This is a genomic window from Thermopolyspora sp. NPDC052614 (genome assembly GCF_040678635.1).
In the GTDB taxonomy this organism is placed as follows: domain Bacteria; phylum Actinomycetota; class Actinomycetes; order Streptosporangiales; family Streptosporangiaceae; genus Thermopolyspora.
In genome coordinates this window covers 453077-474058 of sequence record NZ_JBFATZ010000006.1, presented here as the reverse complement: position 1 = coordinate 474058, position 20982 = coordinate 453077, and the positions used below count along the sequence as shown (strand labels likewise).

Genomic DNA, 20982 nt, shown 5'->3' with positions numbered 1-20982 from the left:
CGGCCAGCTCGTCATGCCGCGCAGCCCGCTGCGGCCGGCTGACCCCCCGTAGAATTCGGTTCGTGCCGAGCATCGACGCTGTTTCCCCCACAAAGTCAAACGTTTCATTCCATAATCGCTTGAAACGTAAACTTGGCGGCGGGCGTCGGCGCGCGGGGGCGGTTACGGGCGGGCGGTGAGGCGGCGGCGCAGGCGGGACAGGGTGCCGGCGGACTGCGGCGCGGGAGGCGGGGGCGCGGGGGGAGGCGGGATGAGGTCCAGGGCCCACAGGCGCCGGCGTTTGAAGTAGCGCTCCGGGCCGTTCGCCTCGACGTAGGCGGCGGCCAGGTCGCGCAGGTCGGGGTGGGCGTCGGACTGCATGCAGTAGCCGACGGCGGCCACGAGGTCCGGCAGGTCGATCGGGGGCGGGTCGGTGAGGGTGCCGTCGGGGGCGAGGCGCGGCACGGTGGCGTCCACGATCGTGGCCGGGACGCGGTTGCTGTTCTCGTACGGCGTCAGCCGATCCAGGATGAGCTCCCCGCCCAGGGTGGCCGTGGGCAGGCCGAAACAGCGGTCGGCCGTGGCCAGGGCGGTGGAGAAGCACCCGGCGACGAGGGCGGGACGCAGCGCGGCGAAGTAGACCTCGGCCGGGGTCGTGTCCGCCGCGATCGTGAGCCGTACGCCCAGCTCCTCGGCCATGCGGCGGACCCGCCGGGCGTGGCCGCGACCGGCGGCCGGGTGGGGCTTGAACACCACCGAGGCGTGGCCGCGGGCCCGGACGCCGCGCAGCAGGTCGGCGTGGAGCGCGTCCTCCTCGGCGGCGGTGAGGATGTCGAGGGCGGACAGGTACTGCCCGAGGATCATGGCGACGCCGCCGTCCGCCGTCTCGTCGGGACCGTCCGCCGGGACGGCCCCCGCCACCTGGTCGATCACCGCCCGGAAGGCGTCGTCAGGGATCGGCTCGGACGGCACGCCGTACTCGGTGAGGAGCATCGGGACCAGGCCCGGCACCAGGTCGAGGTGGAGCAGGCGGGTGATCCGACCGGCGATCTCGGCGGGCAGCGGGTCGCGGGTGGGGCCGTAGCTCATCAGGCCGTCGGCGTACACGGTGATCGGGCAGTCGCGCAGCAGCCCCGCGATCGTCCGGGCCGGGGGGACGGCGATCGACTCGACGACCAGCTCGTCCGGGGCGTCGCCGAGCCCGAGATGGGAACGCAGCAGGCGGCCGATCATCGGCACCTCGATGATGCGGGCCCGCCAGTCGGACGGGTGCAGCGGGGCGATGATCTCGTTCCATGACCGGATCTCGTCGAACCGCCCGCGCAGCGCCGCGAAGCCCGGCGTCTCGTCGAGCGCATAAGTGATCTCCGGGATGGCGGCGTTGTTCGACACCAGCAGGATCCGGCGCTCCGGGCGCGGGCCGAGCCGACCGGCGTCGATCGCGGCGGCGAGCGTCATCGCGCCGAACAGGGTGGAGGTGTAGCAGAGCTGGATCACGGCGTCTCCCGGGCCGGGCGGAGGCGGGGCAGGTCGGGGACCACCTCGCGCAGCGCCTGCTCGCGTTCCGGCTCCAGCTCGTCCAGGGTGCGGGCGAGCATGTCGGCGGGGACGCGGCGCAGGATCCGGGCGGCGGCCGCCTCGAAGCGGGCCCGCAGCTCGGGCGTGAAGCGGTCGGCCAGCTCCAGGTGATGGGCGAGCAGCGCGCACAGGCTGCGCGCCGCCTTCGGCAGGAACGACGGGTCGTCCGCCAGGTCCGTCAGCACCATGTCGAAGGCGTCGAAGAAGTGCAGCTGCCGCTCGTCGCCGATCTGGGTGAGCGAGCCGGGCACCTGACGGCGGTAGAACACCCCGGCGAGGGACACCACCGCGTAGCTCGCCGCGTGCCGGTGCAGCCGCCAGATCCACGGCCGGTCCTCGGCGGTGTGCAGACGGCCGGGGAAACGCAGCAGGTCGCCCAGGTCACGCCGGTAGATCCCGGCCCACGCGTACGGGTAGTCGACCATCGTCTTCGAACGGGCGGGCAGGATGCCGTCCCGGGGGTCGTGCACCACGCCGCGTCGCGCCTGCGGAGCCCGGTGCACGACGCGTTTGCGGCCCTCCACCTGCACGTGATCGACGCGCACGAAGTCGCAGCCGAGCCCGTCGATGGCGGCGACGAGCTCGGCCAGGTAGCCGGGGGCCAGCCAGTCGTCGCCGTCGAGGAAGGTGACGTACCGGCCGGAGGCGAGCGACAGCCCCAGGTTGCGGGCGTCGGCCAGGCCGACCGGCGCGTCCTTGCGCAGCACGGTGAGGCCCGGCAGGGCGGAGCCGGGCCCTGCCAGGCCCGTCTCGGGCCCCCGGAAGCTCTCGACGATCTCGGGGGTGGCGTCCTTGGAGCCGTCGTCCACCACCACGAACTCGAAGTCGCGGCGCGCGTTGCGGGTCAGCGAGGTCAGACAGTCCCCGATGTACGGCTCCGCGTCCCGCACCGGCACGATCACCGACAGCGTGATCAAGGGCTACACCGTCACTCGGCGCAGCCGGGCCTTCGGCGCGAGCTCGCCGGGGTAGATCCGCTTGACGCCGTCGCCGAGGGCGGTCTCGATGATGCGGATGTCCCGCACCAGGTGCTCCAGGCCGGCCGGCTCCAGGGAGGCCGCCTGGTCCGAGCCCCACATCGTGCGGTCGAGCGTGATGTGCCGCTCCACCGCGACCGCGCCGAGCGTGACCGCCGCCAGCGAGATCTGCAGGCCGCGCTCGTGCCCCGAGTAGCCGACCGGCACGCCGTACCGCTCCTGCAGCGTGACGATCGTGCGCAGGTTCGCCTCCTCGGGCGGCAGCGGGTACGTCGAGGTGGCGTGCATGATGATCAGCCGCGACGTGCCGAGGATCTCCACCGCCCGGTCGATCTCGTCCAGGGTGGACATGCCGGTCGACAGGATGATCGGCTTGCCGGTGGCGGCGAGCGCCCGCAGCAGGGCGTGGTCGGTGACCGACGCCGACGCCACCTTGTGCGTCACCACGTCGAGGTCCTCAAGGAACTCCACCGACGGCACGTCCCACGGCGAGGCGAACCAGTCCAGGCCGCGTTCGGCGCAGTACTTGGCGATCTGCCGGTACTCGTCGACGCCGAACTCGACCCGGTGCCGGTACTCCAGGTACGTCATCTCGCCCCACGGCGTCTGCCGGATCTGGTCGCGCTGCTCGGGCGGCACGCAGATCTCCGGGGTGCGCTTCTGGAACTTCACCGCCTGGCAGCCCGCGTCCGCGGCCACGTCGATGAGGCGGCGGGCGATGTCCAGGTCGCCGTTGTGGTTGATGCCGATCTCGCCGATCACGTACACCGGCCGGCCGGGCCCGACCAGCGCGTCGCCGATCCGCACCGCCGCGCCCTTGACCCGCAGCGCCGGGTGCGGCGACGCGGGCGCCTCGGCGGCGTCCTCGCCGATCTCCGGCCGGGCGGCGAGCACCCGGTCGCACAGCTCCCGCACCGCGCCCGCGCCGCCGGGCCGGGTGAGCACGACGCGGGCCGCCGCCCGCACCTTCGGGTGCGCGTCCGGCACCGCGATCGGCCAGCCCACCAGGGCCATGCAGCCCAGGTCGTTGACGTCGTTGCCGACGTAGGCGACCCGCTCGGGGTCCAGGCCCTCGATGCTCATCCAGTCGCGCAGCGCCGTCTGCTTGGAGGCCAGGCCCTGCAGCACCGGTACGCCGAGCTTGCGGGCGCGGGCCGCCACCACCGAGTTCTGCTCGGTGGACAGCACCAGCAGCCGCACGCCCGACCGCTTGAGCAGGGACACGCCCATGCCGTCGGAGCGGCTCACCGCCACCACCTCGCGGCCGTCCTGGTCGACGTACGCGCGGTCGTCGGTGTGCACCCCGTCGAAGTCGGTGACCACCGCGTCCACGTCGATCGGCGACGGCTCGTCCACGAACGGGGCGAGGGCGCGCACCATCTCCAGGTCCTCGGGGGTGTCCACCTCGATCGCGTGCCGCGCCGGGACCGGCTGGACGGCGACGCGGCCGAAGAAGCGGTGCCCGTGCTCGGCGAAGCCGTCCGCGCGCATCACGTAGAAGGCGCCGGTCTCCCGGTAGCTCGGCTCCCGGTCCTGCCGCCGGGGGCGGTGCGCCGGATCGTGGTTGACGCCGGTGACGCCGGAGCCGTCGGGCCCGGTCCACACGAACTCGTGGGTCTCAAGCCCGGAGAACACCACGTCCGCCTCGCCCGCCAGCACCCGCGCGACCGCCGCGTCGAGGTCCGCGGGGGCGATGAAGGCGCTGGTGCACTGCACCAGGACGATCACCTCGGGCTCGCCGGGCTCCAGGTCGTCCATGGCGGCGATCCGTTCGAGCGCGTGCGCCACCGCCGACTCGCTGGAGGCGGTCTCGCCGCTCAGCTCGGCCGGTCGGTTCACCACCCGCGCCCCCGCGGCCTCGGCCGCCTCGGCGATCCCGGCGTGGTCGGTGCTCACCACGACCTCGTCGATGAGCTCGGCCCGCAGGCAGGAGCCGACGGCGCGGGCAACCAGGGGGACGCCGCCGACCTTGGCGAGGTTCTTCAGCGGAACACCCGCCGAACCGCCGCGGGCAGGGACAACGGCCAGGACTCGCACAATGAACTCCTCGAAGAGGTACGCGCTCGAAGTGTTCAAGCACGCTAGCCACCGGCGGGTCCGGAAAGTCATGCGTGAGCTGAACGGCCCGCGTCGCTCCTGTTAAATCTCGGTACGCCCTAGCGGCCACGTCGCCGGCCGTTCGACCATGCGGTCGCGCGGCGCCGCGACGTATCGTCAGACTTCCTCGTCGAGTTCGAGATAGTCGATGGCGGAGTCGCCGTCTTCCACGCGGCGCAGCCGGATGTCATCCGCCCAGGCCAGCGCGAACAGCCGGATCCGCCGGATGTCGTCCGCGCCCAGCCCATAGGCCTCGTACGCCTCGTCGGGGTGGTGCTCGATGGAGTCGAGGCGCAGGAGCAGCTCGCCGACGGAGAACTCCTCGTCGTGCAGAGCGCACAGGCGCTCAAGTTCACGGTACGGATACATATGGGCCACCGAGGCGACGTCGATGAAGTCGCGGGGCAGGCCGCGGCCGTGCAGGGCGCGCATCTTGAGGGCGACGGCGTCGTCGAGGCCGATGACGGGGCACAGGTCGGTGAACAGCGGCCGGTCCTGCAGTGCCTCGCGCAGCAGGTCGAACTCGACCGCCTGCCCGCTGATCGGGTCGGTGACCGTCATCCGGCCCATTCGCGGGGTCACCTCGATGATCCGCACCTCGTATCCGGCCCGCCGGAACTCCTCCGCCACCTCTGCCGCGACTTCGGGAAGGGGGATCTCGCAGGCGGTGGCGAAGTCCAGATCCTGGCTCGGCCGGTCGGTTAAGCCGTGGGCTTTCATGGCGTAGCCCCCGGCCAGGAACAGACCGAAGCGGCGGCAGGCCGGTTCGGCGTCGCGGAGCACACGCAGGTGGAAGGGGGTCATCTTCACGACCCCAGGTTACTGATCGCTTACCTTGAGTTCAGGGAAACGTGACTCCCACAGGCGGCGGTAGCTCGGGCCGACCATGGTGCGCAGCGTGCGCCACATGTCCACCAGGTAGGGACGTGCGAGCAACTCCTCGATGTCGTCGCGTTGCCCCTCCACCAGCACGAGGTGGTAGAGCATCAGCCGTAGCGAGGGATCGTTCACGTCGAACGTCCGCATGCCGGACCAGGCCACGTGCAGCGGCACGGTCACCTCGCCCGACTGAGGCCCGCGCAGGTCCGCCAGCGAGGAGGGCACCCGCTCGGACAGGTCGGCCGAGCGGGGGACCAGTGGGGATGCCGGACGCATGACTCCAGTATGCCGGTGGATCGGCGGCGGGTGGGATCCGTACCTGGTCATGACGATGCTTCGGGTGGGTCGTGCCCCGGCGGCTGAGGAGAGAGGGACGGCGTTCACGGGATTCCAGCCACCCAGGGCGGGGACGCCCCCGCGCGCCGGGGCGGGGCTCGGGCGTCAGGCGGGCTGGACGAAGACCGCGACGGTGCGGGCGGGGACGGTGAGCGTGCCGGTCGCCGGGTCGAAGGCGGAGCGTTTCACTACGGCGTCGGCGGAGTCGGCCTGGATCGGGTGGAGGGCGAGCGCGGCGCCCTTCAGCGCGTCCACCGTCTGGCCCTGGTCCCGGGGCGTGGCGTTGAAGACCACGGTGATCGACTTCCACTTCGGGTCGAGGCCGGTCGCGTCCAGGTGCATGGTGATGACGCCGGGGGTCTCGCCCGAGGTGCCGCTGAGCGGGAACGACAGGCGCTTTTGCACCTCGGCGGCCGTGCCGAGCGCGAACGCGGGGGAGGAGCCGCGGATGCGCAGCAGCTCGCCGAAGCGGTCGCGGGCCGCGTCGATCGCCGCGCAGCCGGGCTTCAGCGCCGGATCGGCGAGCAGCGGGCGGGCGTACGGCCATTTGGCCTCGTTGCCGGCCTTGGGCGGGAGGCCGCCGCCGAAGCCGTTGCCCGCCGCGCAGTCCCACAGCAGCCGGTTGAACCAGTCGCCGGAGTCGTAGCTGTTGCGGTCGAGGGACTTGGACCGCAGCCGCTCGCTGCCCGCGTGCACGAACGCCGTGCCCTGGCCGAGCAGCACCGTGGCCAGCGACAGCGTCTGCATGCGGACCCGGTCGTCCATCGACGTGGCCTGCGGCAGCTTGTAGGCGAGCGCGTCGTACAGGGTCTCGTTGTCGTGCGCGTCCACGTAGGTGACGGCCTCGCCGGGGGCGGCGGTGTAGCCGGCCGGGGAGCCGTTGTAGTCGATCTGTGAGCCCTTGACCTCGCGGCCATCGGAGGCGGTGAACGTGTAGTCCTTCAGGTTGCCGGTGAGGCCGACCTTGATCTGGTCGTGGTGGCGCAGCAGGCGGGCGCGCCGCTGCTCGGCCGAGCCGTTGACCGGCGCGCCGTTCGGGTCGCCGGCCAGGCCCGACCCGAAGCCCTGGACGCGCGGGTCCTCGTCGAACGGGCCGCCGCCGCGCACCGCGTCGCGCAGCCGGTCGTTGAACGTGCCGACGCCGGTCCCTGCCATGTTCGCCTGGGTGGCCTGCTCGAACCGGGCCCCGCCGGCGATCTCGCCGAAGTCCCAGCCCTCGCCGTACAGGATGATCGACTTTCCGTCGACGCCGTCCTTGGCGACGGTGAGCGCGTCGAGGGCGCGGCGGACGGCGAGGATGTTCGCCTTGGGATGGTGGCCCATCAGGTCGAAGCGGAAGCCGTCCACCTTGTACTGCCTGGCCCAGGTGACCACCGAGTCCACCACGAGCCTGCCCATCATCGCGTGCTCGGGGGCGGTGTTCGCGCAGCAGGTGGAGGTGGCCACCGTGCCGTCGTCGAGGAGCCGCTGGTAGTAGCCGGGCACGATGCGGTCGAGTACGGCGCGCTCGTCCTGGCCGGAGGAGTGGGTGTGGTTGTAGACGACGTCCATGACCACGCGCAGCCCGGCGCGGTTGAGGGCGGCGACCATCGCGCGGAACTCCTTGATCCGCGTGTCGCCCTGCGGGTCGGTGGCGTAGGAGCCCTCCGGCACGGTGTAGTGCAGCGGGTCGTAGCCCCAGTTGAAGGAGTCCTTCGCCGCCGTTGTGGCCACGCACTCCTGCTGCCGGTCGGAGTCCGGCGGCATCGACGCCAGGTCGCAGTCCGGCTCGGCGCGGTCGGCGCGGCGCTCGGGCACGGTGGCGAAGTCGAAGACGGGCAGCAGGTGGACGTGGGTGAGGCCGTCCCGCGCGAGCCGCCGCAGCTCCCGCATGCCCGCGCCGTCGCCGGTGAAGGCGGCGTAGGTGCCGCGCAGGTCCTGCGGCACGGTGGCGTCGGAGGCGGAGAAGTCGCGGACGTGCAGCTCGTAGATGGAGGTGACCGGGCTCGGCTTCGGCTTGGCGAGCGCGTCCCAGCCGGGCGGTTTGAGCGCGGGGGATGACAGGTCGGCGAGGCGGCTGCGGGTGGAGTCGGCGGCGAGGGAGACGCTGTAGGGGTCGGTGACCTCGTTGGTGACGATCCTCCCGGCGGCCGGGGCGAACACGGTGACGAGGAAGGTGTAGTGGCGGCCCCGCCAGGACGGCGGCGTGGCGATCGACCAGACGCCGGTGGCGTCGTCGCGGCGCATCGCGTGCACGCCGCGGCTCGCGCCGGTCGCGGAGCCGTACAGGGCCAGCTCGACCTTGCGGGCGGTCGGCGCCCACACCGAGAGCCGGTCCCCGGTCGGGCCGAGGGGCGCCTTGACCGCGTCCGCGTAGACGTCGTCGAGGACGCCGGGGAGTTGCACGCCGGTCGCGGCGAGCAGCGCGCCGGTGGCGGCGCGCTCGACGGCGACGACCTGGCCGCGCAGGGCGTCCTTGACCAGATGCGCGTCGCGGGGGTCCACCGTCAGCGCGGCGTACGGCGCGGCCCCGCCGAACAAATGCGGATATTTGCTCTTTTGGGCGTCCATGGGCGTGCCGGGGCCGAGCCGGAGCAGCCGGATGTCCCCGCGCAGCTCGCCGTCGGCGTAGCTGATGTCGCCCTTGGGGGAGTACGCCAGGAAGTGCCGCGAGCCGCCGGAGACGTCGGTCTTCCAGGCCACGGTGCCGCGGTCGATCCACTGCGCCCGCGCCTTGGCGAGGTCCACGTCGGCCGCCCGGGAGGCGGGCTGCGGCACCAGGCGTCCCTCGGCGGCCGCCAGCAGCCACACCTCGTGGCCGTCGTTCACCACGTCGAGCGACTGGTCGGCGGGCAGGTCCTTCTCGTCCCCCTTGTGAATGATGTACGCCAGACCGGTCGCGCCGGGCGCCAGCGGCACCCGGAAGTAGACGCCGAAGCCGTCCCGCCCGGCCGGCGCCAGCGGCGTCGCCCAGTCGGTCGGGGTCGCCGCCCCCGTCCACACGTGCAGGCCCCAGCCCTCGTAGTCGCCATCGGGCCGATGGTAGTGCAGCACCGCCGTGTTCTCGGCGGACGCGCGGGTCGGATGGATCGTCTCCGAGCCCGAGCCGACGTAGGCGTCCGGCTGCTCGGCCGGGACGAACGACTGGTCGGGGCCGGGATCCTTCAGGTCGCCCTTGTGCACGATGAAGTTGAGCGGAACCGCGGCGTTCTTCAGCGGCACCTTCCAGAACGCGCCGTACTCGTCGGTCCCGTCGGGCGGGCGCGGGCTCGCCCAGTCGGTGCCCGCGCCGTCGGCGATCGCGTCACCCCACAGATGCAGGCCCCAGCCGTCGTACGCCCCGTCCGGGCGACGGTAGTGCACGGTGGCGTAGCCCTGCGCGGCGGCGCGCGAGCCGTACACGTCCGCTCTGCCCTGGACGAGCCACACCTCGCCGGCACGGGCGGGGTTGACGACGCGGTCGCCGCCGTCCTTGTCGTCGCCCTTGTGCACGACGAGCCCCACGTTCGCCGCGCCCGGCTTGAGCTTGATCCAGGCGAAGCGGCCGAAGGCGTCCTCGCCCTGGAACGCCACCGGGGAGCCCCACTCGGTGGGCTCGGCGACGTCGCCCCACACGTGCAGGCCCCAGCCGTCGTAGCCGTCGGCCCGCTGGTAGTGGACGACCAGATGATCCCGCTTCGTCACCGGGTCCGGGCCGGGCTCGGCGGGCTCCGGGCCCGCCGTGGCGCTCGCCGACGCCGACGCCAGACGCCCGGCCGAGTCCTTCACCACGGCCTTGTAGGTGAGCGTCGTGCCCTCCGGGATGCCCGACAGGTCGTGGAACACCCGGAAGGTACGGCCCGCCGGGGTCGCGTTGGGCGCGTCGTCCACGCCCAGCACCCGCCAGCCCTCGCCGCCGACCTTCACCGCGAACGTGACCTGGTCGAAGCCGTCGCCCGGCACGGCGGCGACGATCGGGATCCGGCCGTCCTCGGCGGTGCCGCGCACCTGCTCGCCCGGCAGCGTGATCGACACCTCCGGCCCCCGCGCGGGAGCGGCGATCCCGGCCGAGGCGCGGTAGACCACCGCCGACAGCGCGGGGACGGTCACCGTGATCTTCTTGTCGGCGCCGGAGACGGCCGTCTGCGCGGCCTCGCCGTACACCTTCGCGAAGGACATCCCCGCCGAGTACGTCGGCACCTGGACGGTCGCCGGCCGCTCGGCGTTGTTGATCGCGACCACGTACTCGACGCGTTCCTTCGCCCCGATCCGGGAGAACGCGTACACCCCGCCGGAGACGAGCCGCTCGATCTGCGCGCCGTCGGCGAGCGCGGGGTGCCGGTCGCGCAAACCCGCCAGCGCGGAGATCGCCCGGTAGAGCGGGTGCGTGGTGGTGTGGTTGTCCCGCGCGTGCGTGGCGTCGGTGCCGATCAGGTCGTCGTCGAGGTAGTCGGGCACCTTGGAGGCGAACAGCGTCTGCCGGGCGTCCTTGTCGCCGCCCGCGCCGGTGAAGCCCTGCTCGTCGCCGTAGTAGATCACCGGCTGGCCCCGGGTGAGGTACATCAGCTCGTGCGCGAGCCGGTCGCGGGCCAGCAGCTCGGCGTCGTCCGCGCCCGGGTTGTCGCCGGCGATGAAGTGCCCGATGCGGCCCATGTCGTGGTTGCCGAGGAACGTCGGCAGCGAGGCCGCGTTGGAGTCGGCGTCGGTGTACAGGTCGTCGTCGGCGTACAGGCGGGCCAGCCGGTCGGCGCCCGCCCCCTGCCCGGCGTACGCGCGGGCCGCCTCCTGGAACGGGAAGTCCAGCACCGCGTCCATGCCGCCCGTGGTCGAGTACCGGGAGGTGAACGACGGCTCGCCGCTGAACACCTCGCCGAACATGAAGAACCGCTTGTTGCCGTGCCGCGCGGCGTGCTCGTGCAGCGCGGGGGAGAAGCGCTGCCAGAACTCCATGTTCACGTGCTTGGCCGTGTCGATGCGGAAGCCGTCGATGCCGGTGTCGCGTACCCAGGTCCGGTAGATGTCGATCATGCCGTCGACCACCTCGGGCCGCTCGGTCCACAGGTCGTCGAGGCCGAAGAAGTCGCCGTACTCCGAGCTTTCGCCGGTGAAGATGGAGTCGCCCCGGTTGTGGTACATCGTCGGGTCGTTGAGCCAGCGCGGGGTCTTGGCCTTCGGCCCGCCCGCCGCGTCGGAGACGACCGGGGTGTACGGAAACGAGCCGGGCCCGACCTTCGGGAAGTCGCGGCCCGCGGCGAAGTCGCGGTCGTCGAACGGGCGGCCGGACGCGTCCACGTAGGGGTAGGCGCCCTTGGAACGGTACGCGTGGGTCTTCTCGGCGTAGTCGATGACGTCGGCGGTGTGGTTGGTGATGATGTCGAAGAAGACCTTCATGCCGCGCTTGTGCGCCTGCGCGACCAGCTCCTTCATCTGGGCGTTGGTGCCGAGGTGCGGGTCGATGCGGGTGAAGTCGGTGATCCAGTAGCCGTGGTATCCGGCCGAGACGTCCGCGCCGGACCCCTGCACCGGGCGGTTGACGAACGCCGGGGTGATCCAGATCGCGGTGGTGCCCAGGCCCTGGATGTAGTCGAGGCGCTTGAGCAGCCCGGCGAGGTCGCCGCCCTGGTAGAAGCCCTTGTCGGTGGGGTCGAAGCCGGTCTTCAGCCGGTCGCCGGACAGGCCGCCGGTGTCGTTGCGGGGGTCGCCGTCGGCGAACCGGTCGGTCATCGCGAAGTAGAAGCGCTCGCGCGTCAGGTCCTCGCGTAACGCGTCGCGGGCGAGCCCGGCGTCCTCCGGGTCGGCGACGCGGCGCGGCCCCGACGTCACGGCCTCGCCGACCGCGGCCCCTTGCACGGCGACGGCCTGATATGTGGCCTGGGACGTTGCCTGGGACGTTGCCTGGGATGTGGTGTGGGACGCGACCTGGGACGCGGCGGCCGGGTACGGCACGGCGGCCAGCGGGGCGAGCAGCACCGTCAGGGCGGTGAGCCGAGCGAGAACACGGGAAAGCGCGACCATGCGCACCGCCTTCAGGGTTGACGGCGTGGGGGTTGAGTGTTTCGCGTGCGTTGCCCGGAAGTTACTTACCTGACGGCATCCGGCGCAAGACCTTGCTGAAATTTCCTGAAATCTTGCTTTACCCGAGCGTGATCGAAGGGTCGCTAAGGTGAGCCGCGTTGCGAAGCTGAAGATGCGAGTGTGATTTTGATGACTACTGGGTCACGTGGTGCGAAGTGGCTCGGTGCCGCCGTCGCCGCCCTGGTCGTGGCGCCGCAGATGTGGGCTCCGCCGGCCGCCGCGCTGAGCCGTGCCGGGGACGCCCTCGCCCACCGAGCGGGCACGGCCCGGGCCGCCGGCCCCGTGCCCCCGCAGGCGGCGGCCGCGGCGGGCCGTACCTTCTATGTCGACTCCGCGAAGGGGTCCGACGCCGCCGCGGGCACCAGCCCCGCCACCGCGTGGCGCTCCCTGGACAAGGCCAACGAGGTCGACCTGAAGCCGGGCGACAGGCTGCTGTTCAAGCGGGGCGGAAGCTGGAAGGGCACGTTGACGATCTCCGCCAGGGGCACCGCGAACCGCCGGATCACGATCGGCGCGTACGGCACGGGCCCCCGGCCGAAGATCAGCGGCAGGGACGGCGACTGCGTCATCGTGACCGGCTCCTACATCCGCGTGACCGACCTGCGCGCCAGCGACTGCCAGTGGGCGGGCTTCCAGCTGCGCGGGGACCGCAACGAGCTCGTCGACGTCTACGCCGACCGCAACATCGCCGGCGTCCTGGTGGCGAGCACCTCCTCGCACAACGTGATCCGGGACAGCGCGATGATCGGCAACAACCGCATGAGCGTCAACGACGAGGAGGAGGACAACGACTCCGGCGCGTTCGGCATCCTGCTCAACGGCGACGACAACCTCGTCACCGGCAACCTGATCACCGGCAGCTTCGCCAAGAGCCGCGACTACGTCTTCGACGGCGCCGCCGTCGAGGTCTACAACGGCGACCGCAACACCATCAGCTTCAACGTGTCACGGGACAACGAGACCTTCACCGAGCTCGGCCACGAGCCGGGCCGCACCGCCACCGGCAACCTCTTCGTCGGCAACGTGGTGACCTCCGCCAAGCGGCGTGGATCGTTCCTCATCACCCGGGGGCCGCGCAACGACGCGCTGGGCCCGGTCTGGGGCACCGTCGCCGTGCACAACTCGGTGTACCTGACCGCCCGCGACACCATCGGCGTCTCCTGCTACGACGGCTGCTCGCCCAAGGTGCTCAAACTGCGCAACAACGTCATCAAGGTGGGCGGCGTGACCGGCGACGAGGACGGATCGGGCATCGACGACGGCGGCGGCGTCTACTGGGGGCGGGTGCACCGCTTCAAGCTCGGCCCCCGCTCGGTGCGCGCCGACCCCCGCTTCCGCAGCAGGACCGACCTGCGGCTGCGCCCCGGCTCCCCGGCGCTCGGCCGCGGCCTGCGGCTCGGCCCCTCCTGGTACGGCGGGCCGTCCCTGGTCCGCGACATCTCGGGCGCGAAACTCAGCCGCTCGCCGAACCCGGACGCGGGAGCGTTCCAGCAGCGCTGACCGGACACCGGCGGCCAAGCACGCCGGTCCAGCGCCGGGCGAACGCGATGGGCAAACGCGATGGTCAAGCGCGTTGGCCAAACGCGGCGGTCAAACTTCGTGCAGAATACGGCCTAACAGTCGACCCCGATCTTGTCGGTGACATATTCCAGACATGGAGCTGGCACAAACCTGAAATGTGTATACGCCAGGCTTCTGTGTCGTTGGGAGGTGATGGGGATGTTGCTGCGGTTCCGGGTGTCCCTGCCGGACCGGCCGGGGGTGCTGGGGCAGGTCGCCCGGGCGTTCGGGGTCCTGGGCGCGGACATCCTCCAGGTGACGGTTCTGGAGCGTGAGGCGGGCCGCGCCATCGACGACTTCACGGTCTCCTGGTCCGGCACGCTTGGGGTGGAGGAACTGCGTGAGCGGGTGAGCGTGGTGCCGGGCGCACGCGTCGAGGGCGCCTGGCCGACCAGGGAGTCGCCCGGGGCCAACCCCGAGTACGACCTGCTCGGCCACGTGGCGGCGGACCCGGAGCGGGCGTTCGTGACGTTCGTGGACGCGATGCCCGACCTGGTGAGCGCCGAGTGGGCGGCGGCCGTGGACGCGGTCTCGGGGGAGACGGCGCACGCGAGCTGGGCCGCGCCGGAGAATCTCGTGCTTGAGGACCTGCCCCCGATGCGGCCGACGGCGATCAGCGAGGGCTCCGTGCACATGATCGCGGTGCCCGTCGCCGAGGCGGCCCTGCATCTGATTGTGGCACGGTCCCAGGGCCCGGCCTTCCACCGCGTCGAGCTGGACCGCGTCGTACGGCTGGTCGAGATCGTCTCCCTGCTGGCCCGCCCGGCGGCGAGCCGTACCATCGCCCAAGCGTGAGGGCCCACGGCGTGCGGGCCCACGGCGCGAGGCCAAGGTGTGAGGGCTCAAGGCGCAGGGTTCAGCGGCGCGGCGGGTCGATGCGCGCGCCGTCCGGCGTGAACAGCAGCATCTTGGCGAGGTCCACCGAGACGCGGGCGTGCTCCCCGGCGCGCCAGACCGGCCGGGAGCCGAGCCGGACGATGAGGTCGGCGCGGCGGTGCGAGCCGCTGGCGTTCACCGGCGGCGGGTCGGGCTCCTCGTGCGTGCCCGACAGCAGCCTGCGCACGAGCGCCTTCGCCCTGGAGCCGCCGTTCGCCGCGCCGTCGCCGTGCCGTCGCCGGTCGGGCGGCTCCGGCACGGGCACGGCGGGCAGCCCGGCCTCCAGGTAGGCGAGCCACTCGTGGCCGTGGTACTCCAGCGTGCGTACCCGCCCGGCGAGGCAGGGGCCCTGGTCGACGCCCGGGGGCAGCGGGGCGAGCCCGTCGGGGCGGATGCCCACGATGATCGAGTTCCCGACGTGCCGGGAGACCGCGTACGCCCGGGGATCGGTCCACGGCATGATGATCTGGTGGAGGCCGAAGTCGAGCAGGATGTACTGGTTCTGCGGCGTCCGCACCACCGCCTCCAGCAGGTTGAGCTGCTGGGAACTGAGGAACGAGGCCACGAACGCGGTCGCCGGGTCGTTGTAGATCTGGCCGGGCGTGCCGACGTCCTGCAGCACGCCCCGGTTGAGGATGGCGATGCGATCGGCGAGCGCCAGCGCCTCGACCTGGTCGTGGGTGACGTACACGGTGGTCACGCCGAGGGCCCGGACCAGGGAGGAGATCTCCATCCGCAGCTCGGTGCGCATGCCGGCGTCGAGGTTCGACAGCGGCTCGTCCATCAGGAACAGCGAGGGCTGGCGCACGATCGCCCTGCCCATGGCGACCCGCTGGCGCTGGCCGCCGGAGAGCGTGCCGGGCCGCCGGTCGAGCATCTCGTCGATGTGCAGCGCGCGGGACAGCTCCACCACGCGCTCCTTGACGTACCCCGGGTCGGCCTTGGCGATCTCCAGCGGGAAGGAGATGTTGCCGCGCACGGTGCGGTGCGGGTAGAGGGCGCCGTTCTGGAACACCATCGCCACGTCCCGGTCGCGGGGGGCGAGGTGGTTGGCGTACTCGCCGTTGAGCCACAGCTCGCCGCTGGTGATGTCCTCCAGGCCGGCGATCATGCGCAGCAGGGTGGACTTGCCGCAGCCGGAGGGGCCGAGCAGGACCAGTAGTTCGCCCTCGCCGGCCTTCAGGCTGAGTCGATCGACCGCGAGGTACCCGCCCGGGTACACCTTGCTGACGTTGTCGAGGACGACGGTGCTCATGCTGTCTCCCCGCTCATGGCTCTCTCCTCGCCCGCGGGCCGGCGGGTGCCGGGGGTGGACTCTGCTTGCCCGCCGAGCACACGTACTCGAAACGGCGATGCACGTGGTTGATGAGGTAGTACATCGCGTCTCAGGCGGCTTTGTCCATACATGCCGTAAGAAAACGCTCATCTCCTGGATACATGCCTCTTACAGGTGAATGTTCCTCGTGGAACGCCACATGCAGAGGCGATGCGCGGGTGCCGTGACGAGCCCGTCGCGACCGTGGCCGACTCCCTTGGTTGCAGGGAAGGTCACGACTTTGCAGAAAGTTTTCGCAAGGTCTTTCATACGGTTCACATCCCTGTTACGTTCCGCCTACCCCGGTTCGGTGCGCGAGCGATGCCGTGGGCCACGACCGAACGACTCAGAACGATCAACGACGAGGAGTGGACATCATGCGGCGAGTGTTAACAGCCGCGGCGGCAGCCGCCGCGCTCGCACTGGCGATCTCCGCCTGTGGCGGCGGCCAGGGCACGGGCGGTGCGGCCGCGCCCGCGGCGTCCGATCCCGCCTCCGTCTCCGGCACCGTGACCTGGTGGGACACCTCCGACGCGACCACCGAGGCCCCGGCCTTCAAGGAACTGATCGCCGACTTCCAGGCGAAGTACCCCAAGATAAAGGTCAACTACGTCAACGTGCCGTTCGCCGACGCGCAGAACAAGTTCAAGACCGCCGCGCAGGCCGGCTCCGGCGCCCCCGACGTGCTGCGCACCGAGGTCGGCTGGGTCGCCGAGTTCGCCTCGCTGGGCTACCTCGCCCCGCTGGACGGCACCCCCGCCCTGGACAAGCCCGAGGACTTCCTGCCCGCGCCGGCCGCCAGCGGCAGGTACAACGGCAAGACCTACGCCGTCCCGCAGGTCACCGACACCCTCGGCCTGCTCTACAACGTCAAGCTGCTCAAGGAGGCGGGCCACGACCGGCCTCCGGCCACGTTCGCCGAGCTCAAGCAGGTCGCGCTCGACGTCAAGGAGAAGACCGACGCCGAGGGCCTGGCGCTGAACGTGGACGCCTACTTCCTGCTGCCGTTCATCTACGGCGAGGGCGGCGACCTGCTCGACGTCGCCACCAAGAAGATCACCGTGGGCTCGCCGCAGAGCATCGCCGGCGTCAAGATCGTCGAAGACCTGATCACCTCCGGCGCCGCCGCCAAGCCCGCGATCCAGGACAGCTACACCAACGCCGAGACCGCCTTCAAGGAGGGCAAGGCGGCGATGATCTTCAACGGTCCGTGGTCGAACACCGACAACCTCGGCGGCAAGGTCTTCAAGGACGACCCGGACAACTTCGGCATCGCGCCCGTCCCGGCCGGCTCGGTGAAGGCCGGCGCCCCCACCGGCGGCCACGACTACGCCGTCTACGCCGGATCGCAGAACCTTGCCGCCTCGTACCTGTTCGTCCAGTTCATGGCCTCCGCCGAGAGCCAGGCGAAGATCGCCGGCAAGCTCGGCCTGCTGCCCGCCCGCGCCTCCGCCTACGACCTGCCCGACGCCAAGTCCAACGACATGATCGGCAAGTGGAAGGCGCCGATGGACAAGGCCGTGGACCGGCCCTGGATCCCCGAGGGCGGCCAGCTGTTCCAGCCGCTGCTTGAGCGCTACCAGAAGCTCGCCGGCGGCGAGGCCACGGCCGAGCAGGTCGCGCAGGACACCGCCAAGGCGTACCAGGGCCTGCTCAAGGGCTGGAGCCTCTAGCCGATGACGGCGAACCTGGTCGAGGGCGCGACCGCGGGCGGCGACGTCGCCCGCGGTCGCGGCCGGGCACGCGGCCACCGGCCGCCGGGCCGGCTGCGGCGCTCGCTTGCCACCCACTGGTACGCCTGGGCGATGTGCGCCCCGGTCGTCATCGTCACCGCGGTGCTCGTCGGGTACCCGCTGGCCCGCGGCGTCTACCTGTCGCTGACCGACGCGACCGAGGCGAACATGGGCCGCACGATCGGGATGAACGTGATCCCGTCCACGTACGAGTTCGTGGGCCTGCGCAACTACGCCGAGATCCTCGGCTCGGCGGAGTTCCTGTCCCGGCTCGCCTGGACGACCGTGTGGACGGTCGCCTGCGTGGCGCTGCACTACGGACTCGGGCTCGGCCTGGCGATGCTGCTCAACCGGCCGATGCGGCTGCGCTCGTTCTACCGGGTGCTGCTCGTGCTGCCGTGGGCGGTGCCCGCCTTCGTGTCGGCGTTCATCTGGCGCTACCTGTTCAACGGCGAGTTCGGCGTGCTCAACGCCATGCTGCGGGCCGTCGGGCTGCCCGGCGTGAGCTGGCTCGACGACCCGTTCTGGGCGAAGGTGTCGGTGATCGCGGTGAACGTCTGGCTGGGCGTGCCGTTCATGATGCTCGCCCTGCTCGGCGGCCTGCAGGCGATCCCGCGCGAGCTGCACGAGGCCGCCGAGGTGGACGGGGCGTCGCCGTGGCAGCGCTTCCGCAACATCACGCTGCCCGGGCTGCGGCCGGTGTCGAGCACGGTGATCCTGCTCGGCACGATCTGGACCTTCAACCAGTTCCCGGTGATCTTCCTGCTCACCCGGGGCGGGCCCGCCGGCTCCACCGAGATCATGGTCACGTACGCCTACCGGCAGGCGTTCGAGGGCATCCGGAACTACTCCGGCTCGGCCGCCTGGGGCGTGGTGATCCTCGCCCTGCTCGTCGTGATGGCCGTCGTCTACCGCCGGGCGCTGCGCCGGCAGGGGGAGGTGTGGTGATGACGACCGCGAACCCGGCCGTACCCCCGACCCCGACCTCGACCCCGGCCTCGGGTGCCCCGACCCGGGCACGCCGTCCGCGCGGCCGTTCCTCACGCGGGCCGCTCGCGTCGGCGGCGCTGCACCTCACCCTGATCGCCGCCTGCCTGGTCTCGGTGTTCCCGATCGCCTGGCTGATCCTCACCTCGATCAAGCCGAGGGACGCCTGGCAGTCGAGCACCGTCGAACTGTTCAACAGCCCGACGCCGGCGAACTACGCCCAGGTGCTGGGGGAGACCGGCTTCCTGCGCTGGCTCGCCAACTCGCTGATCGTGTCGGCGCTCACCACCGTGATCAGCGTGATCATCTCCGCGGGCACCGGCTACGCGATCAGCCGCTTCCGCTTCCCCGGCTTCCGGTCGATCATGTGGATGCTGCTGATCACGCAGATGTTCCCGGTGGCGATCCTGATCGTGCCGATCTACAACCTGATGGCCGGCCTCGGGCTGATCAACCAGCTTCCCGGGCTCGTCATCGCCTACCTCACCTCCGCCGTGCCGTTCTGCGCCTGGATGCTGAAGGGCTACTTCGACACGGTGCCGGTCTCCATCGACGAGGCGGGGCGGGTGGACGGGCTCACCCCGTTCGGCACCTTCTGGCGGCTCATCCTGCCGCTGTCGAAGCCGGGCCTCGCCGTCGCCGCGTTCTACTCCTTCCTCACCGCCTGGGCCGAGGTGGCGTACGCGACGGCCTTCATGACCGGCGACGACAAGTACACTCTGGCCGTCGGGCTGGCCCAGTTCGTCGGCCAGCACAAGGCCGAGTGGGGGCTGCTCACCGCCTCCTCGGTGCTGATCGCGGTCCCGGCCGCCATCGTCTTCCTCTTGGTGCAGCGTCACCTGGTCACCGGCCTCACCGCCGGCGCGACCAAATCATGACGCGGGTCATGACGCGGGCCGGACGGCGGCACCGGCCGGAAAAGGCGGCGACCCGTGTTGATCCGGCCGGTAACCTCCCAGGACGTGCTAACAAAGTCTGGTATCTGAGTAATCGGGGGACGAATATGACCGAGCTTCTCGACGAGGCCCGCCGTCGCCGGGAGGGCGTCGCCGCCGGCTGGTGGCGCGACGCGGTGATCTACCAGGTGTACGTGCGCAGCTTCGCCGACGCCGACGGCGACGGGGTCGGCGACCTGCTCGGCGTACGCAGCCGCCTGGGCTACCTGGCGGACCTGGGCGTCGACGCCCTCTGGGTCACCCCGTTCTACACCTCGCCGATGGCCGACTTCGGCTACGACGTCGCCGACTACCGCGACGTCGACCCCGTCTTCGGCACCCTCGCCGACGCCGAGGCGCTCATCGCCGACGCGCACGCCCACGGCCTCAAGGTGATCTTCGACGTGGTGCCGAACCACACCTCCGACCGCCACCCCTGGTTCGAGCGCGCGCTCGCGGCCGGGCCCGGCTCGCCCGAACGGGAACGTTACATTTTCCGCGACGGCAAGGGCCCGAACGGCGAGCTGCCCCCCAACGACTGGGAGTCGATCTTCGGCAGCACGGCCTGGACCCGGGTCGCCGACGGCCAGTGGTACCTGCACCTGTTCGCCCCCGAGCAGCCCGACCTCAACTGGGAGAACCCGCAGGTGCACGCCGAGTTCGAGTCGATCCTGCGGTTCTGGCTCGACCGCGGCGTGGACGGCTTCCGCGTCGACGTCGCGCACGGCATGGTCAAGGCCCCCGGCCTGCCCGACATCGGCCGCGCCGACCAGACCCGCATGCTCGGCACCGAGGTCCTGCCGTACTTCGACCAGGACGGCGTACACGAGATCCACCGCGCCTGGCGGCGGCTGCTCGACTCCTACGGCGACGACCGCATCGGCGTCGCCGAGGCGTGGGCCCCCACGCCCGAACGGCTCGCCCGCTACGTGCGCCCCGACGAGCTGCACCAGGCGTTCAACTTCCACTACCTGCAGGCCGACTGGGACGCGGCGGCCCTGCGCGCGGTCATCGACGAGTCCCTCGCCAGCGCCGCCCCCGTCGGCGCCCCCAGCACCTGGGTGCTCTCCAACCACGACGTCAAACGCCACGTCACCCGGTACGGCGACGGCGCGCTCGGCCTGCGCCGCGCCAGGGCCGCCGCCCTGCTCACCCTGGCCCTGCCCGGCTCCGCCTACATCTACCAGGGCGAGGAGCTGGGCCTGCCCGAGGTGCTCGACCTGCCCGAGGAGGTGTGCCAGGACCCGCAGCGGCTGCGCGGCCCCGAAGCCGGCCGCGACGGCTGCCGCGTCCCGATGCCGTGGGAGCGCGGCGACCCCCCGTACGGCTTCAGCCCGCCCGGCATCACCGGCACCTGGCTGCCCATGCCCGCCACCTGGGCCGCGCTCAGCGTCGAGACCCAGCGCTCCGACCCCGGCTCGATGCTGTCCCTGTACCGCACGGCGCTGCGGCTGCGCCGCGAACGCCCCGAGCTCGGCGACGGCCCGCTCACCTGGCTGCCGTCCCCGCCGGGCACCCTGGCGTTCACCCGCGGGAACAACCTGGTCTGCACGGTCAACCTCACCGCCGAGCCCGTCGACCTGCCCCGCCCCGGCGCCCTGCTGCTGTCCAGCGTCCCGATGACCGCGGACGGCGCGTCCGCCCACCTCCCCGCCGACTCCGCGGCGTGGTGGATCAGCGAAATTGCGTAGAGTAGC

At 71.7% G+C, this 20982-nt stretch carries 13 protein-coding genes; 6 read left to right on the top strand and 7 right to left on the bottom strand.

The genetic code is table 11. The features are described 5' to 3' along the window. Positions 1 to 162: 162 nt before the first annotated feature. The 6 genes from AB0K60_RS16575 to pulA form a co-directional block, all read right to left on the bottom strand. The gene (locus tag AB0K60_RS16575) at positions 163 to 1476 is read right to left on the bottom strand and encodes a polysialyltransferase family glycosyltransferase (protein ID WP_364054676.1); all 1314 of its coding nucleotides are present in this window, start codon (positions 1474 to 1476) and stop codon (positions 163 to 165) included. After that, positions 1473 to 2474: a glycosyltransferase family 2 protein gene (locus tag AB0K60_RS16570; protein ID WP_364054673.1), complete on the bottom strand. Its 1002-nt coding sequence runs from the start codon at positions 2472 to 2474 to the stop codon at positions 1473 to 1475. The genes AB0K60_RS16575 and AB0K60_RS16570 overlap by 4 nt, the downstream gene beginning before the upstream one ends. A gap of 3 nt (positions 2475 to 2477) precedes the next feature. After that, complete coding sequence (locus AB0K60_RS16565) at positions 2478 to 4571, bottom strand: N-acetylneuraminate synthase family protein (protein WP_364054670.1); 2094 nt, start codon at positions 4569 to 4571, stop codon at positions 2478 to 2480. Positions 4572 to 4748: 177 nt separating this feature from the next. Beyond that, the gene (locus AB0K60_RS16560; protein WP_364054868.1) at positions 4749 to 5435 is read right to left on the bottom strand and encodes a nucleotidyl transferase AbiEii/AbiGii toxin family protein; all 687 of its coding nucleotides are present in this window, start codon (positions 5433 to 5435) and stop codon (positions 4749 to 4751) included. Between the two features lie 15 nt (positions 5436 to 5450). After that, positions 5451 to 5786, bottom strand: coding sequence for a hypothetical protein (locus AB0K60_RS16555; protein ID WP_364054667.1), 336 nt, complete (start codon positions 5784 to 5786; stop codon positions 5451 to 5453). Between the two features lie 165 nt (positions 5787 to 5951). After that, entirely contained in the window at positions 5952 to 11819 is a 5868-nt protein-coding gene (gene pulA, locus AB0K60_RS16550; protein ID WP_364054664.1) for a pullulanase-type alpha-1,6-glucosidase, read from the bottom strand. A 189-nt stretch (positions 11820 to 12008) separates the two neighbouring features. Between pulA and AB0K60_RS16545 the strand changes: the two genes are divergently transcribed. Beyond that, positions 12009 to 13379: a hypothetical protein gene (locus tag AB0K60_RS16545; protein ID WP_364054661.1), complete on the top strand. Its 1371-nt coding sequence runs from the start codon at positions 12009 to 12011 to the stop codon at positions 13377 to 13379. Between the two features lie 219 nt (positions 13380 to 13598). Further along, a complete protein-coding gene (locus AB0K60_RS16540) occupies positions 13599 to 14234 on the top strand; it encodes an amino acid-binding protein (RefSeq protein ID WP_364054658.1) in 636 nt (211 codons plus the stop codon). Between the two features lie 61 nt (positions 14235 to 14295). Here AB0K60_RS16540 and AB0K60_RS16535 read toward each other — a convergent pair whose 3' ends face one another. Then, on the bottom strand, positions 14296 to 15570 hold the full coding sequence (locus tag AB0K60_RS16535) for an ATP-binding cassette domain-containing protein (protein WP_364054655.1): 1275 nt from the start codon (positions 15568 to 15570) through the stop codon (positions 14296 to 14298). Between the two features lie 437 nt (positions 15571 to 16007). Here AB0K60_RS16535 and AB0K60_RS16530 point away from each other — a divergent pair, with 437 nt between their 5' ends. The 4 genes from AB0K60_RS16530 to AB0K60_RS16515 all read left to right on the top strand — a co-directional run bounded on the left by AB0K60_RS16530 (position 16008) and on the right by AB0K60_RS16515 (position 20976). Beyond that, positions 16008 to 17303 (top strand): extracellular solute-binding protein, encoded by a 1296-nt coding sequence (locus AB0K60_RS16530; protein ID WP_364054652.1) that lies wholly within the window; start codon positions 16008 to 16010, stop codon positions 17301 to 17303. 3 nt (positions 17304 to 17306) lie between these two features. Then, positions 17307 to 18311 carry a sugar ABC transporter permease gene (locus AB0K60_RS16525; RefSeq protein WP_364054649.1) on the top strand — a complete coding sequence of 335 codons (1005 nt, stop codon included), beginning with the start codon at positions 17307 to 17309 and terminating at the stop codon, positions 18309 to 18311. After that, on the top strand, positions 18311 to 19228 hold the full coding sequence (locus AB0K60_RS16520) for a carbohydrate ABC transporter permease (RefSeq protein ID WP_364054646.1): 918 nt from the start codon (positions 18311 to 18313) through the stop codon (positions 19226 to 19228). Before AB0K60_RS16525 ends, AB0K60_RS16520 begins: the two co-directional genes overlap by 1 nt. A 125-nt stretch (positions 19229 to 19353) precedes the next feature. Then, positions 19354 to 20976, top strand: a complete 1623-nt coding sequence (locus AB0K60_RS16515) for a glycoside hydrolase family 13 protein (RefSeq protein ID WP_364054643.1) — start codon at positions 19354 to 19356, stop codon at positions 20974 to 20976. The last annotated feature ends 6 nt before the right edge of the window (positions 20977 to 20982 follow it).

Coding starts and splice junctions, on each gene's coding strand:
- AB0K60_RS16515 (WP_364054643.1), top strand. CDS start 19,354: ATGACCGAGCTTCTCGACGAGGCCCGCCGTCGCCGGGAGGGCGTCGCC.
- AB0K60_RS16525 (WP_364054649.1), top strand. CDS start 17,307: ATGACGGCGAACCTGGTCGAGGGCGCGACCGCGGGCGGCGACGTCGCC.
- AB0K60_RS16540 (WP_364054658.1), top strand. CDS start 13,599: ATGTTGCTGCGGTTCCGGGTGTCCCTGCCGGACCGGCCGGGGGTGCTG.
- AB0K60_RS16545 (WP_364054661.1), top strand. CDS start 12,009: ATGACTACTGGGTCACGTGGTGCGAAGTGGCTCGGTGCCGCCGTCGCC.
- AB0K60_RS16560 (WP_364054868.1), bottom strand. CDS start 5,435: ATGACCCCCTTCCACCTGCGTGTGCTCCGCGACGCCGAACCGGCCTGC.
- AB0K60_RS16535 (WP_364054655.1), bottom strand. CDS start 15,570: ATGAGCACCGTCGTCCTCGACAACGTCAGCAAGGTGTACCCGGGCGGG.
- AB0K60_RS16555 (WP_364054667.1), bottom strand. CDS start 5,786: ATGCGTCCGGCATCCCCACTGGTCCCCCGCTCGGCCGACCTGTCCGAG.
- pulA (WP_364054664.1), bottom strand. CDS start 11,819: ATGGTCGCGCTTTCCCGTGTTCTCGCTCGGCTCACCGCCCTGACGGTG.
- AB0K60_RS16520 (WP_364054646.1), top strand. CDS start 18,311: ATGACGACCGCGAACCCGGCCGTACCCCCGACCCCGACCTCGACCCCG.
- AB0K60_RS16530 (WP_364054652.1), top strand. CDS start 16,008: ATGCGGCGAGTGTTAACAGCCGCGGCGGCAGCCGCCGCGCTCGCACTG.